13 protein-coding genes are annotated in these 17,802 nt (G+C 60.8%); 7 read left to right on the top strand and 6 right to left on the bottom strand.

Annotated elements, in window-relative coordinates; all coding sequences use genetic code 11:
* Window positions 1–117: 117 nt before the first annotated feature.
* The gene (locus ACA064_RS23445; protein ID WP_497670262.1) at window positions 118–924 is read right to left on the bottom strand and encodes a c-type cytochrome; all 807 of its coding nucleotides are present in this window, start codon (window positions 922–924) and stop codon (window positions 118–120) included.
* A gap of 667 nt (window positions 925–1,591) precedes the next feature.
* Here ACA064_RS23445 and ACA064_RS23440 point away from each other — a divergent pair.
* The 3 genes from ACA064_RS23440 (at window position 1,592) to ACA064_RS23430 (ending at window position 5,804) form a co-directional block, all read left to right on the top strand.
* Entirely contained in the window at window positions 1,592–2,797 is a 1,206-nt protein-coding gene (locus ACA064_RS23440) for an acetyl-CoA C-acetyltransferase (protein ID WP_497670261.1), read from the top strand.
* Between the two features lie 25 nt (window positions 2,798–2,822).
* Entirely contained in the window at window positions 2,823–4,967 is a 2,145-nt protein-coding gene (locus ACA064_RS23435; protein ID WP_497670260.1) for a 3-hydroxyacyl-CoA dehydrogenase NAD-binding domain-containing protein, read from the top strand.
* 102 nt (window positions 4,968–5,069) lie between these two features.
* Window positions 5,070–5,804: an amidotransferase gene (locus ACA064_RS23430; RefSeq protein ID WP_497670259.1), complete on the top strand. Its 735-nt coding sequence runs from the start codon at window positions 5,070–5,072 to the stop codon at window positions 5,802–5,804.
* A gap of 46 nt (window positions 5,805–5,850) precedes the next feature.
* On the opposite strand, the gene ACA064_RS23425 is transcribed toward ACA064_RS23430, so the two are convergent.
* Window positions 5,851–7,332, bottom strand: a complete 1,482-nt coding sequence (locus ACA064_RS23425; protein ID WP_497670258.1) for a methyl-accepting chemotaxis protein — start codon at window positions 7,330–7,332, stop codon at window positions 5,851–5,853.
* 224 nt (window positions 7,333–7,556) lie between these two features.
* Complete coding sequence (locus ACA064_RS23420; protein ID WP_497670257.1) at window positions 7,557–8,363, bottom strand: TatD family hydrolase; 807 nt, start codon at window positions 8,361–8,363, stop codon at window positions 7,557–7,559.
* A gap of 234 nt (window positions 8,364–8,597) precedes the next feature.
* Here ACA064_RS23420 and ACA064_RS23415 point away from each other — a divergent pair, with 234 nt between their 5' ends.
* Complete coding sequence (locus ACA064_RS23415) at window positions 8,598–10,019, top strand: MltF family protein (protein ID WP_497670256.1); 1,422 nt, start codon at window positions 8,598–8,600, stop codon at window positions 10,017–10,019.
* 6 nt (window positions 10,020–10,025) lie between these two features.
* On the opposite strand, the gene mnmC is transcribed toward ACA064_RS23415, so the two are convergent.
* On the bottom strand, window positions 10,026–12,008 hold the full coding sequence (gene mnmC / locus ACA064_RS23410; RefSeq protein ID WP_497670255.1) for a bifunctional tRNA (5-methylaminomethyl-2-thiouridine)(34)-methyltransferase MnmC2/FAD-dependent 5-carboxymethylaminomethyl-2-thiouridine(34) oxidoreductase MnmC1: 1,983 nt from the start codon (window positions 12,006–12,008) through the stop codon (window positions 10,026–10,028).
* 336 nt (window positions 12,009–12,344) lie between these two features.
* Here mnmC and pap point away from each other — a divergent pair, with 336 nt between their 5' ends.
* Together pap and ACA064_RS23400 are read left to right on the top strand one after the other, a co-directional pair.
* Window positions 12,345–13,868 (top strand): polyphosphate:AMP phosphotransferase, encoded by a 1,524-nt coding sequence (gene pap, locus ACA064_RS23405; protein WP_497670254.1) that lies wholly within the window; start codon window positions 12,345–12,347, stop codon window positions 13,866–13,868.
* 102 nt (window positions 13,869–13,970) lie between these two features.
* Window positions 13,971–15,155, top strand: coding sequence for a thiolase family protein (locus ACA064_RS23400; RefSeq protein WP_497670253.1), 1,185 nt, complete (start codon window positions 13,971–13,973; stop codon window positions 15,153–15,155).
* A 134-nt stretch (window positions 15,156–15,289) separates the two neighbouring features.
* Here the strand turns inward: ACA064_RS23400 and ACA064_RS23395 are convergent, their stop codons facing one another.
* Window positions 15,290–15,484, bottom strand: a complete 195-nt coding sequence (locus ACA064_RS23395) for a DUF6316 family protein (RefSeq protein WP_497670252.1) — start codon at window positions 15,482–15,484, stop codon at window positions 15,290–15,292.
* Between the two features lie 207 nt (window positions 15,485–15,691).
* Here ACA064_RS23395 and ACA064_RS23390 point away from each other — a divergent pair, with 207 nt between their 5' ends.
* The gene (locus ACA064_RS23390) at window positions 15,692–16,651 is read left to right on the top strand and encodes a DMT family transporter (RefSeq protein ID WP_497670251.1); all 960 of its coding nucleotides are present in this window, start codon (window positions 15,692–15,694) and stop codon (window positions 16,649–16,651) included.
* Window positions 16,652–16,847: 196 nt separating this feature from the next.
* Here the strand turns inward: ACA064_RS23390 and ACA064_RS23385 are convergent, their stop codons facing one another.
* Window positions 16,848–17,756 carry a DMT family transporter gene (locus ACA064_RS23385; protein WP_497670250.1) on the bottom strand — a complete coding sequence of 303 codons (909 nt, stop codon included), beginning with the start codon at window positions 17,754–17,756 and terminating at the stop codon, window positions 16,848–16,850.
* Window positions 17,757–17,802: the final 46 nt, after the last annotated feature.

Below are 17,802 nucleotides of genomic sequence, written 5' to 3'. Positions count from 1 at the left end.
GCCCGCTCCCACATCTTGATCTTCAGTGAATTGCAGATAAGGCACACACCGAAAATCTAATGTGGGAGCGAGCTTGCTCGCGATGGGGCCAGAACAGGCAACACAAGACTCAAACCATCAAGGCTGCTGCTTACGCCCCGCCATATGCTTCAAATACCCCACCAACAACTCCAGCTCCGAATCCGCTAATACGGTTGCGGAGAAGCCGGGCATTTTCGCCTGTGGCCAGCGGCGCAGGCTTTGCGGGTCGCGGATATAGCGCTTGAGGAAGTCGGCGCCGAAGTATTCGGTAGGGCTGAAGGGGATATTCAGATCAGGACCCATCTGCGCATCACCCGCGCCATTTAGGCGATGGCAGGCCAGGCAGTTCTTCTGGAACAGCGCAAAACCCTGATTCACCGGATCATTCGGCGTCAGCTGCGGATCCGGGCGCAAGGCCGGGAAACGCTCGGTGACTGCTGCCAGGAGCTTGATACTGGCGACCTGGAACGGCCATTGTTCAGGGCTGATCTGACCGGCCTGGGGATTGCTCCAGACCAGATAGAACGGCCCGGCACTCGGCTTCCCCGCGGCCAGTGGCGGCCAGGGATGCTGCGGATCTTCCACTGCCAGCCAGGCTTGGGCGCCGCTGTCATTCAGCAGCGGGCCAGCGGCCAGCTCGGCGGCAAAACCGTCGAGCGCCACCGCTTGCAGATGGTCATCGGCGGCGATGCCAGTGAGCAACGCTGACAACGGCACGGCGCGATAACTCATGTCCCGCTTGTAGGACACATCGTCAGTAATCCGGATCGTCTGGGCTTGAGGGTGCTTGAGCAATTCCTCGGTCTGCCAGGTTCGGCTGCCAGCGCCCAGGTCCAGGACCAGTTGCGCGGCGTACAGGGGCGTGCAGAGCAGCAAGGCCCCGAGCAGAATGAAAGGTTTCAATGGGTCGCCGTAATGTCGTCAGTAAATTCGTCCCGGGACGGCGGGACGTAGCCGGACAGGGCGCCATCGAGCTCCCGGGTCTTGCTCGAAGATTGGCACACAAGCGCCGGCCCCGGTAGTGAGCCGGGGCACAAATTGTTGAGTGCGGCGCTGTGAAACTGCCACGCCTTTAGCCGATCACTTTAGTCAGGTTCGGCAATATAAGGAGCAGCGTAGTGGCGAATAGAATGAGTCCGGCTTGACGTACTTTCGATTGTTTGAACATGGCTGACTGCCTTTTTTGTTATTTATTGAGCGTCAAATTGCTTGCCTACATTTCTCCATGATGGCAAAGCGCTGTACTTCCTTTCTGACAAGGGCCCCGGCAAAACCCGACGACAACCTCGTACAAGGTTTACCTTAGGGGCCGCGTCCCACTTGCTTTAGATCCATTTCATATCAGCACTGATACAAAACTGTATAAAAAAGTATGAGGCCTATTGCCAGCTTCTTGGCCGCCCCTTGGCTAGACAGTTCCGTTGCTCCATCGGCGCGATCGATTGCTGGCTACCGTTCGTCTGAGCGTGTCCGTCAAGACCAATGAGCGCTTCGGTCATTGAATCCACAGATGCCAAGCCTAAGGTGGGAGCTCTGTATTGCTCACCTGCCCTAGCGGTTCGAGGACGTCATGACTGAAGCTTTGATTTTCGATGCGCTACGTACTCCCCGTGGCAAAGGCAAGGCCGATGGCGCCTTGCACAGCGTCAAGCCGGTGAACCTGCTGGCCGGGCTGCTGAACGCTCTGCAACAGCGCACGGCGCTCGATACCAGTCAGGTCGATGACATCGTGCTCGGTTGCGTGACACCGATCGGCGACCAGGGCGCCGATATTGCCAAGACTGCCGCGCTGGTGGCCGATTGGGACCTCAGCGTGGCCGGCGTGCAAATCAACCGCTTCTGCGCTTCGGGCCTGGAAGCGGTCAATCTGGGCGCCATGAAAGTCCGTTCCGGGTTCGAGGACCTGGTGGTGGTGGGCGGCGTAGAGTCCATGTCGCGGGTGCCGATGGGCAGCGACGGCGGACCCTGGGCGCTCGACCCGCAAACCAACCTGCACAGCCATTTCGTGCCTCAGGGCATCGGCGCGGACCTGATCGCCACGCTGGAAGGCTTCAGTCGCCAGGATGTCGATGGCTTTGCCTTGCACTCCCAGCAGAAGGCCGCACGGGCGAGGGCGGACGGCTCTTTCAACAAGTCGTTGGTGCCGGTGCTGGACCAGAACGGCATCGTCCTGCTCGATCACGATGAGTTCATTCGCGCGGGCTCTACCCTCGAAGGCCTGGGTAATCTCAAGCCGAGTTTCGAAATGATCGGGCAAATGGGCTTTGACACTACGGCGTTGCGGGTTTACAGCCACGTAGAGCGCATCAACCACGTGCACACCCCGGGCAACAGCTCGGGAATAGTCGACGGCGCGGCGTTGATGCTCATCGGTTCCGAGGCCAAGGGCCGGGCGCTGGGTCTGCAGCCGCGGGCGCGGATCGTCGCCACGGCGGTCACCAGCACCGATCCGACCATCATGCTCACCGGTCCTGCACCGGCCACCCGCAAAGCCCTGGCCAAGGCCGGGCTGCGGGTCGAAGACATCGATCTGTTCGAGGTCAATGAGGCCTTTGCTTCGGTGGTGCTGAAGTTCATCAAGGACATGGCCATCGACCCGGACAAGGTCAACGTCAACGGCGGTTCTATCGCCATGGGCCACCCGCTGGGCGCCACCGGTTGCGCGATCCTCGGCACCTTGCTCGATGAACTGGAAGTGCGGCGCCTGCGCTATGGCCTGGCGACCCTCTGTGTCGGCGGCGGCATGGGTATTGCCACCATCATCGAACGCCTCTGAGCCCTGACTGCAAGGAAACACTTTCATGACTGATGCCATCCGCTACGAAAAAGGTCAGGACCAGATCGTTGTCCTGACCATCGACATGCCCGGCCAGAGCGCCAATACCATGAACGCGGTCTACCGCGATGCCATGGCGACCTGCGTTGCCCGACTGGTTGCCGAACAAGCGTCGATCGCCGGGGTCATCATCACCTCGGCGAAGAAAACCTTCTTTGCCGGCGGCGACCTCAATGAGCTGATCAGCGTCGGCAAAGACCAGGCCAAGGCGTTCTATGACATGGTGCTGTCGCTCAAGGGCCAGCTGCGCGCCCTGGAGACCCTGGGCAAACCGGTAGTCGCCGCGATCAATGGCGCAGCACTGGGCGGCGGCTGGGAGATTTGCCTGGCCTGTCATCATCGGGTCGCACTAGACAACAAATCTGTGCAGATCGGCTTGCCGGAAGTCACCCTCGGCCTGCTGCCGGGCGGCGGCGGAGTGGTGCGCATGGTCCGTATGCTCGGCCTGGAAAAAGCCTTGCCGTACTTGCTCGAAGGCAAGAAAGTCAGCCCGCAACAAGCGCTGCAGGCCGGTTTGATCGATGAGCTGGCGGTTGACCTTGATGAGCTACTGGCCAAGGCCCGGGCGTGGATCGTCGCCAATCCGGCGGTCAAACAGCCCTGGGACATGAGCGGCTACCAGATTCCCGGCGGCACCCCGTCACAGCCGAAAGTCGCGCAGATGCTGGCTATTTTGCCGTCGATCCTGCGCGCCAAAACCAATGGTTGCTTGCCGGCGCCGGAGAAAATCCTCTGCGCGGCGGTGGAGGGTGCCCAGGTCGGTTTCGATACCGCGCAGTTGATCGAAACCCGCTACTTCACCGAACTGACCACTGGCCAGGTGGCGAAGAACATGATCGGCACCTTCTGGTTCCAGCTCAATGAAATCAATGCCGGCAGCTCACGACCGCAAGGCTTTGCGGCCTATGTGACACGCAAGGTCGGGGTGCTCGGTGCGGGCATGATGGGGGCCGGGATTGCCTATGTCAGCGCGGTGGCCGGGATCGAAGTGGTGCTCAAGGACATCAACCTCGCCGCCGCCGAAAAGGGCAAGGCGCATTCGGCGGCGTTGCTCGACAAGAAAGTCGCCCGCGGGCAACTGAGCGCCGAGCAGCGCGAAGCTACCCTCGCACGAATCCGCACCACCGAGCAGGATGCCGACCTGGCCGGTTGTGACCTGATCATCGAAGCGGTGTTCGAGGATCGTGAGCTCAAGGCCAGGGTCACCAGCGCTGCGCAAAAAGTGGTCGGTAGCGAGGCGGTGATCGCTTCCAATACCTCGACCTTGCCCATCAGCGGCCTCGCCACCGCGGTGCCGCAGCCGGAAAAATTCATCGGTCTGCACTTCTTCAGCCCGGTGGATAAAATGCCCCTGGTGGAAATCATCAAAGGTACTCACACCAGCGATGAAACCCTCGCTCGTGGTTTCGACTTCGTTCTGCAAATCCGCAAAACCCCGATTGTGGTCAACGACAGCCGTGGCTTCTTCACCTCGCGGGTGTTCGGCACCTTCACCAACGAAGGCATCGCCATGCTCGGCGAAGGTATCTCGGCTCCGATGATCGAAACCGAAGCGCGCAAGGCCGGAATGCCGATTGGCCCGCTGGCGATTTCCGACGAAGTGTCTCTGAGCCTCATGAGCCATATCCGCCAGCAGACCGCCAGGGACCTGGAAGCCGAAGGCAAACCGCTGCCGCTGCATCCGGCCTTTGCGGTGATCGATCTGCTGCTCAATCAATACAAACGCCCAGGCAAGGCGGCCGGTGGCGGTTTCTACGACTATCCGGCGGGTGGGCAAAAGCATCTGTGGCCGGAGTTGAAAAAACGCTTCGAGAAAGCCGACGGGCAGATTTCGCCCCAGGACGTGCGTGACCGCTTGCTGTTCGTGCAGGCCATCGAAACCGTGCGCTGCGTGGAGGAGGGCGTGCTGCAGTCGACGGCCGACGCCAACATCGGCTCGATCTTCGGCATTGGCTTCGCGGCCTGGACCGGCGGCGCACTGCAGTTCATCAACCAGTATGGCTTGAAGGACTTCATTTCCCGGGCCCAGTACCTGGCCGAGCAATATGGCGAACGCTTCGCGCCCCCGGCACTGCTGCTGGAGAAGGCTGCCCAGGAGAAGTTGTTCTGACGCGTTCAAGGTGAGTGACGCGTTCGGAGCTTGCCTTGAACCGGTATTTCAAGGCAGGCTCTGAGGTGTGCACTATCGCCTTAATCGTGTCAGGTATTTTTTATGTCGTTACGCATCTGCATTCTGGAAACCGATATCCTGCGTCCAGAACTGGTCGATCAATATCAGGGTTACGGGCAGATGTTCCAGCGCCTGTTCTCGCTGCAGCCGATCGCTGCCGAGTTCAGGGTCTACAACGTGATGCAGGGTGAATATCCCAGCGATGAGCTGAGTTTCGACGCCTATCTGGTCACGGGCAGCAAAGCCGATTCCTTCGGCACCGATCCATGGATTGAAACCCTCAGGACTTACCTGTTGACGCGCTACGAGCGCGGCGACAAATTGCTCGGCATCTGCTTTGGCCATCAACTGCTGGCTCTACTGCTGGGCGGCAAGAGCGAGCGCGCGCCCCAGGGCTGGGGTGTGGGCACCCACAACTACACAATGGCCGCGGCCGCCAAAGCGCCGTGGATGAGCCCGGTGGTCGAAGAGCTGACCTTGTTGATCAGTCACCAGGATCAGGTCACCGCCTTGCCGGAGAACGCCACGGTGATCGCTTCCAGCGACTTCTGCCCGTTCGCCGCGTACCACATCAACGATCAGGTGCTGTGCTTCCAGGGGCACCCGGAGTTCATTCACGACTATTCCCGGGCGCTGCTGGAGATTCGTCAGCAGGCCCTTGGCGAACAGATCTACCAGAAAGGTGTGGCCAGCCTGGACCGTGAACACCATGGCGCCACCGTGGCGGAATGGATGATGCGGTTTGTGGCGCACAAGCCGCCCGCTGAATCCGCTTGAATTTTTAGAAGCTTCGCGGGCAAGCCCGCACCTACAAGGGCGCAGGCTACAACTTGAGCTGACCTATCGCCTTGCTCAACTCGCCGGCCAAAGTCGCCAGTTCATGACTGGTGGTGGCCGAGTCGACGGTCTGTTGCACGGTGTTTTCGGTCACGTCGCGAATGCTCACCACCGCGCGATTCATTTCTTCGGCGACCTGACTTTGCTGCTCGGCCGCCACGGCGATTTGCGTATTGCTTTCGCGCATCTGCGCCACGGCGCTGGTGATTTCGGCAAGGGCCGCACCGGCTTCCTGGGCCTGCTGCACGCAATCGTCGGCCTTGAACGAGCTTTCCTGCATGAAGTCCACGGCATCCCGGGTCCCGGCTTGCAGGGCGGAGACCATCAGCGTTATCTCGTCGGTGGAGGCCTGCACCCGTTTGGCCAGGTTGCGCACTTCATCGGCGACCACCGCAAAACCACGGCCCATTTCACCGGCCCGCGCGGCTTCGATCGCGGCGTTGAGCGCCAGCAGATTGGTTTGTTCGGCGATGCTGTGAATCACCCCGACTACGCCGTTGATCTTCTGGCTGTCTTCGGCCAGGCGCTGAATCATCTCGGCGGTTTGCTGGACGCCGCTGGACAGTCCGGCAATCGATTTCTGCACGCGGCTGACCACTTCCTGCCCGCTGCCGGCCAGGGTGTCGGCGGTCTGTGACAAGTCACGAGTCGCTCCCGCGTGCTGGGCGATGTGATAGACAGTGGCGGACATCTGGTTGATCGCGGTGGCGGCCTGGTCGGTCTCGCTTTGCTGACCGAGCATGCCCTGGCGTACCTCGTTCATGCTCGACGCCAGGCGCGCGGCACCGACATCCAGTTGCCTGGCGGTGTTTGCCACGGTATTGACCACCCGTTGGTAACCGGCCTGCATGGCATTGAACGCGCTGGCCATCTGTCCGACTTCATCGGTGCACGCCAGGGGCACGCGGGCCGACAGGTCGCCGGTCTTTTCCACATGCAACATCACGTCTTTCAAGGTGTTGAGCTGACTGAGCAAAAACCGGATCAGCAACTGCGAGGCCCCGAGCATCGCCAGCATAAGGATGAACACTGCCACCGCGTAATTGGGCAGACGCTCACCGAACACCTGACTCAGGCTCGGGCCGTAGGCAAGTACCGCAACCTGCTGACCGTCCGCTCGCGACACCACCTGGGCGCCCATCAAGGGGTTGTCGCCGATCAGCGGCATAACGTTGAACTCGACCCAGCCGCTGGCGCTTTTCAACTCGGCCAGGGATTGTCCATTCAAGGAGGGCGTCTCACCACGGCTGAAGCTCAACAGGTGGCCGGCCTTGGGCAAGGCTTGCCCCTCGGGCCAGGCATCGAGCAAACGCCCCTGGGCCAGGGCCGAGGCTTGCGAAGCCTGGCTGCGGGCCTGCTGCTCAAGCTGTACGGCATACAGCACCAACAGCAGGGTAGTGATAAACGCGACCGCGTTGACGGCCCAGAATTTGTACTTCAGTGAGATATTGCTAAGCCAGGCACCCATGGAAGGTCTTCTCTGATAGCGGAAACAGTTTTGGCAAGGTGCCATTATTGTGCCGGCATCCAGAGAGGGGGGTGTTGATGTGGGTCAATGATGGTTGTCGAAGTCTGCGTGTGCCGGAAAAGATCGCAGCCTGCGGCAGCTCCTACGGATTTGCGCTCGCCTGGATATCTGCGGGGTGTACACGGTCGGCGTAGGAGCTGCCGCAGGCTGCGATCTTTTCGGCTTCACATCACCTCTGGCAACCCGAAAAACGCCCGCGCACACGCGGTGCTATTCGCCGCCACGTCCTCCAGACTCTCACCCCGATGCAACGCCACTTCGCGCAATACTTCGGTCAGGTACGCCGGTTCGTTGCGGCCGTTTTTCGGTTTCGGTCGCAGGCTGCGCGGCAGCAGATAGGGCGCATCGCTTTCCAGCATCAAGCGGTTGCCGGGAATCTCGCGAACCAGCGGGTGTAAGTGAGTGCCGCGGCGCTCGTCGCAGATCCAGCCGGTAATGCCGATATGCAAATCGAGGTCGAGGTAGCTGAACAGCGCGCGCTTCTCGCCGGTAAAACAATGCACCACCGCGGCGGGCAAGCGATCACGGAAGTCGCGCAGGATCTCCAGCAGTCGCTGACTGGCGTCACGCTCGTGGAGGAACACTGGCAGTTGCAACTCGACGGCCATCGCCAGATGTTCTTCGAGGACCTTTTCCTGTTGCGGGCGTGGCGAAAAATCACGATTGAAATCCAGCCCGCATTCACCCACGGCACGCACCCTCGACTCCGTGAGCAGCCCGCGCAAACGCTGGGCACTTTCGGCGTTCCAGTCGCTGGCGCAGTGGGGGTGAATCCCGGCGGTGGAGAACAGCCGCTGCCCGCTTTCGTCCAGTTGCTGGCACAGTTCAAGCGCCTGCTCACTGCCCTCGATACTGGTGCCGGTAAGGACCAGCTGGCAGATCCCAGCGGCATAGGCGCGGTCGAGTACTGCCTGGTGTTTGTCGGCGAAACTGGGGTTGGTCAGGTTGACGCCGATATCGATGAGTTGCATGGTGCTACCTCAGGCCAAGGCCGGAAAGCATATCAGAGCTGTAGATTTATAAGAAAAGACCAGAACTACAATGAGTTAAAGCTGTCTGTTGATGCCAGAAGACAGCTTCGGCTGAAAAACCAGTCGTCGCGGAGTTGTCTTGCGCACCAATGTCTGCGCTCAGGCGCTCTGTTTCTGTCGCCCAACTTCCCGGCATTACGGGTGAAGCTGGACAGTATTCTTCCCGGAGAGCGGATGACGCGACCCTTGGTTTTGCTGTTGCTGTGCTTGTCGATGCTGCTGCCCCTGCCGGCGGTTGCGCGTCTGGCCGGCCCGCCGGTGGCCGCACAGGCGAGCAAGGTGCGCGACCTGGCGGAGATTCGTAGCGGCCGAGTCCTGCGGGTGCTGGTCAACCAGAGTCGCAACAGTTCCGGCGAAGTCCAGGGCCAGGCCATCGGCGTCGAATACCATCGCCTGCGGGCGTTCGAGCAATACCTCAACGGCCATGTCCGCGACGGTCAGGAAATCAGCTTCAAAATCATTCCCAAAGCCAAGGACCAACTGCTCGGCGCCCTGCGGCGCGGCGAGGGTGATCTGGTGGCGCCCGGTGAATTGCTCGACCTGCAGTCCACTAAAGGGGTCAGCGCCAGTGACCCGATCGTCAGTAACGTGCCGTTGTTATTGGTCGGGATCAAGGGCGAGCGGCGCTTCACCCGCCTTGAGCAACTGTCCGGACGGACGGTGGCGCTGACTACGGGCAGTGCGGCGGGCGATGCGATCAATGAGATCAATCAGAAACTGGCGTTGCACAAGTTAGCGCCGATCAAGATCGAGTGGGTCGATCCGAGCCTGGCCGTCGAAGATGTGCTGGAAATGGTCCAGGGCAAGATTTTTCCCCTGACCATCGTCGAGCAACCGATAGCCGAGCGTTGGGGCAAGATTTTTCCCAAGCTGCGCTTCGACCGGCAGGTCATCATCAGTGAGCCGGGCGAGGAGTTCTGGTTTGTACGGCGCGATGCGTCAATGCTGCGAGCGAGCATCGACCGTTTCCTGAAAACCTATAAAGCCCCGTCGGATCAGGACGTCGCGTTGCAGCGCACCTACCGTCGCCTTTACAAGGTCCACTATCCCTTGGCCCGCGCCGATCGCCAGCGCCTGGAAAAACTGCGCCCGGTTCTGCAAAAGCATGCTCGCGAACAGGGCATGGACTGGCTGAACCTGGCCGCGCTGGCGTTCAAGGAATCCTCGCTGCAACCCAATGCCAGGAGCGGCAGCGGGCCGACCGGGTTGATGCAAATTACCCCGTCTGCGGCCCAGCGGGTGGGGGTGAAAAATATTCAAACCCTCGACAGCAACGTACAGGCCGGGGCCAAGTACCTGGCGCTGATCCGCCGCAAGTTCTTCTCCAGTCCCAAGCTCAACGAGCGCGAACGCATGGCTTTTGTCCTGGCCGCCTACAACATGGGCCCGGAGCGGGTGCAGGGCATGCGTACCGAGGCCAAGCGTCGCGGTTTGAATCCCAACCAGTGGTTCTTCCAGGTGGAGCGCATTGCCATGGAACAGGTGGGCATGGGCGCCGTCAGCTATGTGAACAGCGTCAACAAGTACTACCTGGCATTCGATCGGGAGCGGGAATCGTTGGAGCCGGAGGCGCAAAAGGTCGCCTCGCGCAAATGATCGATATCAGCTCTTGCCGCGAATCAATGTGCGCAAGGCAAAACGATTCGGATGACAGGCCTCGGCCACGCTTCTGGGCAGCGGCAGCGGCTCGTTTTCCAGCCAGGCGGCGAGCAGTTCGCCGGACAGCGGGGCGGTGATCAGGCCGCGAGAACCGTGGCCACTGTTGACGTACAAACCGTCCAGCCACGGGCAGCGGAGGTCCGGCACTTGTCGGGCGTCCTTGGCCAGCGCGGCGTAGGTTTGGGCGAAAGCCTGGTGATCGGCCAAGGGGCCGACGATGGGCAGGTAATCGGGGCTGGTGCAGCGAAACGCGGCGCGGCCTTGCAGTTGCTCGGGGTCCAGTTGCTCGGCGTGCAGGCGCTTGACCAGGTCGCTGGAGATTTCTTCGAGTAACTCCAGGTTGCCGGCGTGCTCGGCGGCGGTCGGGGTCAGGTCGTCGCTCTTGAAGTCGAAGCTGGCGCCCAGGGTGTGTTCGCCCAGGCGTGCCGGCGCGACATAACCTTCGGCGCAGACCACGGTGGCCAGGCTCGTACTTTCAGGGGTTTGTGCCAGGCGGGTGATCTGCCCACGAATCCGTTTCAGTGGCAGCTGGCTGCTGGCCGGGAAGCGCTTGATCTCGGCGGCACCGGCCAGAATCACCACCGGGGCGCAGGCCAGCAGCCTTGAGCCGTCCCAGGCTTGCCATTGCTCACCGACCTTGCGCAATTCCAGCGCATCATGATGGGCCAGCACATCAATCGCCGGATGCGCCGCTTGCCACTGGCACAAGGCGGGCGGGTGAACCCAGCCACCCTCGGGAAAGAACAAGCCGCCATGGGCCAGCGCGATACCTGCCCGGGCTTGCGCTTGCGACTGATCCAGTAAATGCAACAGGTCCGGAGCAAAGGCGGCGGCAAGCTGTGCCTGGCGCTCGGCTTCCTTGGCGTTGAAGGCCAGTTGCAGCACTCCGCAACTGTCCCAATCGACACCGCGCTGCAGCTGTTCGAGCAAGCGCCGGGTATGCCCGAAACCACTGACGATCAGCTGCGACAGCGCCGTGCCGTGGGCCGACAGTTTGAGGTACAGCACGCCTTGCGGATTGCCCGAAGCCTCCTGGGCCAGATCGCCATGGCGTTCCAGCAGGCTCACCTGCCAACCCCGCGCGGCAAGGCTCGCGGCACTGGCGCAACCGGCCAGTCCGCCGCCGATCACCAAGGCACGGCGTTCGCCGATCAGCTGATCTGGACGGGCGAACCACGGTTTGCTCGTGACCGGCCGAGGCGAGTCTTCGGGCCAACCAAGGAATTCGCCACGGAGGATTTCCCATTTATGGCCGATGCCTGGCGTGCGGCGCATTTTGAAACCCGCCGCATTCAGCAGGCGTCGGACCCAGCCGGTGCTGGTAAAGGTGCTGATGGTGGAACCGGGGGCTGCCAGGCGGGCCAGCTCGGCAAACAGTTCGGCGGTCCACATCTCCGGGTTTTTCGCCGGGGCGAAGCCGTCGAGAAACCAGGCGTCGATCTGTGCGTCGAGTTGCGGCAGTTGCTCCAGCACGTCGCCGATCAACAGGGTCAGGGTCACCCGCCCGCTATCGAGTACCAGTCGCTGGAAACCCTGGTGGATGGCCACGTACTGCGCCAGCAGTTGATCAGCAAAGGGTTTGAGCTCAGGCCAAAGGGCGAGGGCGCGTTGCAGGTCGGGAGGGCTCAGCGGGTATTTCTCCACGCTGACAAAATGCAGCCGTGCGCCGGCCACGGCTTGCTCTTCGAACAACTGCCAGGCGCAGAGAAAATTCAGCCCGGTGCCGAAACCGGTCTCGCCGATAACCAGCCGCCCATTGGCCGGTAACGCAGCAAAGCGCTCGCTCAAGCGGTTCTGCTCGATGAACACATAGCGGGTTTCTTCAAGGCCTGACTTGTCGGAGAAATACACATCGTCAAACACCCGCGAACGCGGGCGGCCTTGGTCATCCCAGTCGAGCTGGGCGTGGGGCAATTCAGTGGTCATGGTCGGCTCGGCAACGGCAAGGCGGCCATTCTAGCCGATCGCTGTCAGCGGGATTGATCTGTGGCAAGGTTGGGTGTTGATAGGGGGGTGAAAATCCCTGGCTGTCGAAACTGTGGAGTATGCAGCGTCCCCAAAAGATCGCAGCCTGCGGCAGCTCCTACAGGTATTGCGTACACCTGGTAATTCTCAGGTGTACTGGGTCGGCGTAGGAGCTGCCGAAGGCTGCGATCTTTTGGGCGGCACCGAATGCCTCGCTGACTGGCACCTAAGGGATTTGTTCCCCCGCACAATTACCCAATCCGCTAGTCTTGCTCAATCTGGGAAGGGAGCCGCTCAATGTTCGAATCCGCTGAAATCGGTCACGCCATCGACAAAGAAACCTTTGAAGCCGAGGAGCCGGCCTTGCGTGAAGCCTTGCTCGAAGCGCAGTTCGAACTGCGCGAGCAAGGGCGCTTTCCGGTCATCGTGCTGATCAATGGAGTCGAAGGCGCCGGCAAGGGCGAGACGGTCAAGTTGCTCAACGAGTGGATGGACCCTCGGCTGATCGAAGTCCGCACCTTTGATCAGCAGACCGATGAAGAGCTGGCGCGGCCACCGGCCTGGCGCTACTGGCGGATGCTGCCGGCCAAGGGGCGGATGGGAATTTTTTTTGGCAACTGGTACAGCCAGATGTTGCAGGGCCGGGTTCACGGGCTGTTCAAGGACGCGGTGCTGGATCAGGCGATCGGCGGTGCCGAGCGCCTGGAAAAAATGCTCTGCGATGAAGGCGCGTTGATCTTCAAGTTCTGGTTTCACCTGTCCAAGAAGCAGATGAAAAACCGCCTCAAGGTGTTGGCGGACGATCCGCTGCACAGCTGGCGCATCAGCCCGCTGGACTGGCAGCAATCGCAAACCTACGACAAGTTCGTCAAGTACGGCGAGCGGGTGCTGCGCCGCACCAGCCGCGACTATGCGCCCTGGCATGTGATCGAAGGCGTTGACCCGCATTATCGCAGTCTGACGGTGGGCAAGATTTTACTCGAAGGGCTGCAAGGCGCCCTGAACCGACCCAAGGTCAAAGCCCACTCAGTGACTGCCGCACCGCTGCCCTCAAGTTACAATCAACCGAGTCTGATCAGCAGCCTGGACCTGACCCGGCGCCTGGACAAAAACGACTACGAAGAACAACTGATTACCGAGCAGGCGCGGTTGTCCGGCTTGATGCGCGACAAGCGCATGCGCAAACACGCCCTGGTGGCTGTGTTCGAAGGCAATGACGCGGCCGGCAAGGGTGGGGCGATCCGCCGAGTGGCGGCGGCCCTCGATCCGCGGCAATACAGCATCGTGCCGATCGCCGCGCCGACTGAGGAAGAACGCGCGCACCCCTACCTCTGGCGGTTCTGGCGGCATATTCCGATGCGCGGAAAATTCACCGTGTTCGACCGCTCCTGGTATGGCCGGGTGCTGGTGGAACGGGTCGAAGGTTATTGCAGTCGGACCGACTGGATGCGCGCTTACGCCGAGATCAACGACTTCGAAGAGCAGATCAGCGATGCCGGGGTGATAGTCGTCAAGTTCTGGATGGCCATCGATAAACAAACCCAGTTGGAACGTTTCCAGGCCCGCGAAGCGATTCCCTTCAAGCACTTCAAGATCACCGAGGAAGACTGGCGCAACCGCGATAAGTGGGATGACTACCAATCCGCCGTCTGCGACATGGTCGACCGCACCAGCACCGAGATTTCACTCTGGACCCTGGTGGAGGCCAACGACAAGCGCTGGGCCCGGGTCAAGGTGTTGCGCACCATCAATCAGGCACTGGAAGATGCCTTCGAGAAGTCCGACAAACATGAGAGGAAGGCGAAGAACAACAAGAGGTAAGCCGATGGTTGCGCATACGCGAGGTGAATGATTGTCGCGATCGGTTATAGGGTGGATTTATGCTCAGTCCACTTCTAACCGATAACAACAATGAGGTATGCCATGCGTGAAGTGGTGATCGTCGATAGTGTACGCACAGGTCTGGCCAAATCCTTTCGTGGCAAGTTTAACCGGACCCGCCCGGATGACATGGCGGCCCATTGCGTCAATGCGCTGCTGATCCGCAACGGCATCGACCCGGCCAGCGTCGAGGACTGCATTGTCGGCGCCGGTTCCAACGAAGCCGCCCAGGGTTACAATATCGGCCGCAACGTCGCGGTGTTATCGAAACTGGGCACCGGCACCGCCGGCATGACCCTCAACCGCTTCTGTTCTTCGGGTTTGCAGGCGATTGCCATTGCCGCCAACCAGATCGCTTCCGGTTGCAGCGACATCATCATCGCCGGTGGCGTCGAGTCCATCAGCCTGACCATGAAAAGCGTCAACACCGACAACCTGATCAACCCGTTGCTCAAGGAACAGGTGCCGGGCATTTACTTTCCCATGCTCCAGACTGCCGAAATCGTCGCCCGCCGCTATGGCATCAGCCGTGAAGAGCAGGATCTCTACGCCCTGCAAAGTCAGCAGCGCACCGCGCAAGCCCAGGCCGCCGGGTTGTTCGACGATGAAATCGTACCGATGGCGGTGAAATACGCAGTCGAAGACAAAACCACCGGTCAGGTGCAGATCCTTGATGGCGTCGTCGACCATGATGACTGCAATCGCCCGGAGACCACCCTGCAAAGCCTGGCCGGATTGAAACCCGTGTTTGCAGAAGACGGTTCGGTGACCGCGGGCAACTCCTCGCAGCTGTCCGATGGCGCGTCGATGACCCTGGTGATGAGCCTGGAAAAAGCCCTGGAGCTTGGCCTCAAGCCCCGGGCGTTTTTCCGTGGCTTCGCTGTCGCCGGTTGCGAGCCGGACGAGATGGGCATCGGCCCGGTGTTTTCGGTGCCCAAACTGCTCAAGGCCAAGGGCTTGCAGGTGGCCGATATCGATCTCTGGGAGCTCAACGAAGCATTCGCCTCGCAGTGCCTGTACAGCCGCAATCGGCTGGAAATCGACAATGAGAAATACAACGTCAGCGGCGGTTCGATCTCCATCGGCCACCCGTTCGGCATGACCGGCTCGCGTCAGGTCGGGCATTTGGTGCGCGAACTGCAACGGCGCAATTTGCGTTACGGCGTGGTGACCATGTGCGTGGGGGGCGGGATGGGGGCTACGGGGTTGTTTGAGGCGGTGCGTTAATTTGTCGCTCTTTTAATTGAGTCGCGGCCGAAAAGATCGCAGCCTGCGGCAGCTCCTACGGGCTGCGGAACGACATGACACCCCGCCGTCTGTAGGAGCTGCCGAAGGCTGCGATCTTTTCAAGGCGCCGCGGTTTACTCGCTGGTACGCGCCGCCTGCACCCGCTTGATATAAGCCAGGATCTCCTGTTCGGCATGATTCTGATTGTTGAATGGGCCTTCCAGGGTGTTTTCCCGGGTGGTGAAATACAACTCCCCATTGACGCGACAGACCCGACCACAACGAAAGTGAATGGATGGGGCGGGGTCTTGTGCGCGCATGCTGAACATAGCGGGATCTCCTGAAAGGGTTGTGGTACCTCGATCTCAGACTATGTCCGAATCCTCGGAGGCGCCTGGCCTTCCGATAAGTGGCACATCGCCAATATCACCTTGCGACCAGCACAGTCTCGTTAGCGGCTGGTGCCAAACTGTAACTGTGTAGCGGGACCGTCCAGGCCTAGAATGATTTTCTCGTCATCTGGCTGTGGGGTTTGCATGCATATTTCGTCCGGTCGCTGGGTTTATGGCTTGTTCCTGGCCCTGCTGACCGCGCTGCTGTGGGGGATCTTGCCGATCAAACTCAAGCAGGTGCTGCTGGTGATGGATCCGGTCACGGTGACCTGGTATCGACTGACAGTGTCCGGCGGACTTCTGTTTATTTATCTGGCAGCGGTCAAACGCTTGCCGAGTTGGCGAGTGCTCGGCCCGAAGGGCGGCTGGCTGGTGTTGATCGCGGTCCTCGGGCTGGTGGGCAACTACGTGCTGTACCTGATGGGCCTAAACCTGCTCAGCCCTGGCACCGCGCAGTTGGTGGTGCAGGTGGGACCGGTCTTGCTGCTGATCGCCAGTCTGTTTGTATTCAAGGAACGCTTCAGCCTGGGCCAGGGCATTGGTTTGCTGGTGCTGTTGATCGGTTTCGTGCTGTTTTTCAATCAGCGCTTGGTTGAACTGTTGACCTCGCTCACCGATTACACCGCTGGCGTCTTGCTGGTTCTGACGGCGTCGACGGTCTGGACCTTTTATGCCTTGGGGCAGAAGCAGTTGCTCACGGTGTGGAATTCATTTCAGGTGATGATGGTGATCTACCTGTTTTGCGCGCTGCTGCTGACGCCTTGGGCGCATCCACTGGAGGCGGTTCAACTGAGTCCGCTGCAAGGCTGGCTGCTGCTCGCTTGCTGTATGAATACCCTGATCGCCTACGGCGCCTTTGCCGAAGCCCTGGCCCATTGGGAAGCCTCGCGGGTCAGCGCGGTCTTGGCAATCACGCCGTTGGTGACCTTCGGCGCGGTGGCGCTGGCGGCCTGGCTCTGGCCTGAGTACGTGCAGGCCGAGCAGATCAATGGCCTGGGTTATGGCGGTGCGGTACTGGTGGTGCTCGGCTCGGCACTGGTCGCCCTGGGGCCATCGCTGATGGCTGGGTTGAAGGCCAGGCGGGTGCGGATGACTGCGGGGTAACGGATACAGCACAGATCCCCTGTGGCGAGGGGGCTTGTCGGAACGCCGCATCGCCCCGTTCGGGTGCGCAGCAGCCGTGAAATCGGTAGATGCGGTTCACCTGAAACACCACGGTGCCTGGTTTTAGGGCCGCTTCGCGACCCAACGGGGGCAAGCCCCCTCGCCACAAATGCCTACATCCTCAAAATCGCAAAAACTATCTGGCAGCCACACTCGATACCTTCACCACCGTCGGCTTGAGCACCAACCACAACGCCCCGGCGATCAACACTCCGCCATACACATGGGCCATGGACAACGGCTCATCAAGGAACAACGCGCCCCACAGCACACCAAACGGCGGAATCATGAAGGTCACGGTCATCGATTTGACCGGGCCGATCGAACTGAGCAAACGGAAATACAGGATGTACGCAAAGGCGGTGCACACCAGTCCCAATCCCAGCAGCGACAACCAGACACTCCAGCCACCCCAGCTGGCCGGTGGCTGGCTGATGGCGCTGTAACCGAACAGCGGCAACAGAAACAAGGTCGCGCCAAGCATGCTGCCCAATGCCGACAGGCGACTGTCGAGCCCGCCTTGCTGATCGAGCCAGCGGCGGGCGAGGAAACCGGCGAAGCCGTAACAGGTGGTCGCGAGCAGGCAGGCGAGGGCGCCCATCAGCAGTTCCAGGTCGAAGGCCACGGGACCGGCACGGGTCAGAATGCCGACTCCGAACAATCCTAAGCAGACTCCGGCAATCTTCGTCGGAGAAAGTTTTTCGCTGAAGAACACCCCGCCAATCAATACCCCCATCAGCGGCGTCGTCGCGTTGAAGATGGCCGAGTAGCCGGCAGGCAACACCTGGGCGGCCACCGAATACATGGTCGCCGGAATCCCCGAGTTGATCACCCCGAGCAGCAGCACCGTCTTGAACTTGCCGCGAAAATCCCAGCTGATACGCATCAGCGCGAGGATCACCAGCAATCCGCTGGCGGCAATCGATACCCGGAAGAAGGCGGTGGGGATAGTGCCAATCACTGGGGCGATAATGCGCATGAACAGGAAGCTCGCGCCCCAGATGGCGGCCAATGACAGCAGGCGCAGGATATCGACGGGGTTCACGGCTTGTTCCTTGCTTGATTGGCGCGCAAGTGTCGCCGCAGGTGCA

It is taken from the genome of Pseudomonas sp. LBUM1658 (genome assembly GCF_059716055.1).
Note: the sequence above shows the minus strand (reverse complement) of the source record. Positions and strands in the feature narration are given on the sequence as shown.

Bases quoted from the DNA above. Each gene is read 5' to 3' on its own strand.
- ACA064_RS23395 (WP_497670252.1), bottom strand. From the start codon at position 15,484: ATGTTCAGCATGCGCGCACAAGACCCCGCCCCATCCATTCACTTTCGT.
- ACA064_RS23420 (WP_497670257.1), bottom strand. From the start codon at position 8,363: ATGCAACTCATCGATATCGGCGTCAACCTGACCAACCCCAGTTTCGCC.
- ACA064_RS23390 (WP_497670251.1), top strand. From the start codon at position 15,692: ATGCATATTTCGTCCGGTCGCTGGGTTTATGGCTTGTTCCTGGCCCTG.
- ACA064_RS23440 (WP_497670261.1), top strand. From the start codon at position 1,592: ATGACTGAAGCTTTGATTTTCGATGCGCTACGTACTCCCCGTGGCAAA.
- ACA064_RS23400 (WP_497670253.1), top strand. From the start codon at position 13,971: ATGCGTGAAGTGGTGATCGTCGATAGTGTACGCACAGGTCTGGCCAAA.
- pap (WP_497670254.1), top strand. From the start codon at position 12,345: ATGTTCGAATCCGCTGAAATCGGTCACGCCATCGACAAAGAAACCTTT.
- ACA064_RS23435 (WP_497670260.1), top strand. From the start codon at position 2,823: ATGACTGATGCCATCCGCTACGAAAAAGGTCAGGACCAGATCGTTGTC.
- ACA064_RS23415 (WP_497670256.1), top strand. From the start codon at position 8,598: ATGACGCGACCCTTGGTTTTGCTGTTGCTGTGCTTGTCGATGCTGCTG.
- mnmC (WP_497670255.1), bottom strand. From the start codon at position 12,008: ATGACCACTGAATTGCCCCACGCCCAGCTCGACTGGGATGACCAAGGC.
- ACA064_RS23425 (WP_497670258.1), bottom strand. From the start codon at position 7,332: ATGGGTGCCTGGCTTAGCAATATCTCACTGAAGTACAAATTCTGGGCC.
- ACA064_RS23430 (WP_497670259.1), top strand. From the start codon at position 5,070: ATGTCGTTACGCATCTGCATTCTGGAAACCGATATCCTGCGTCCAGAA.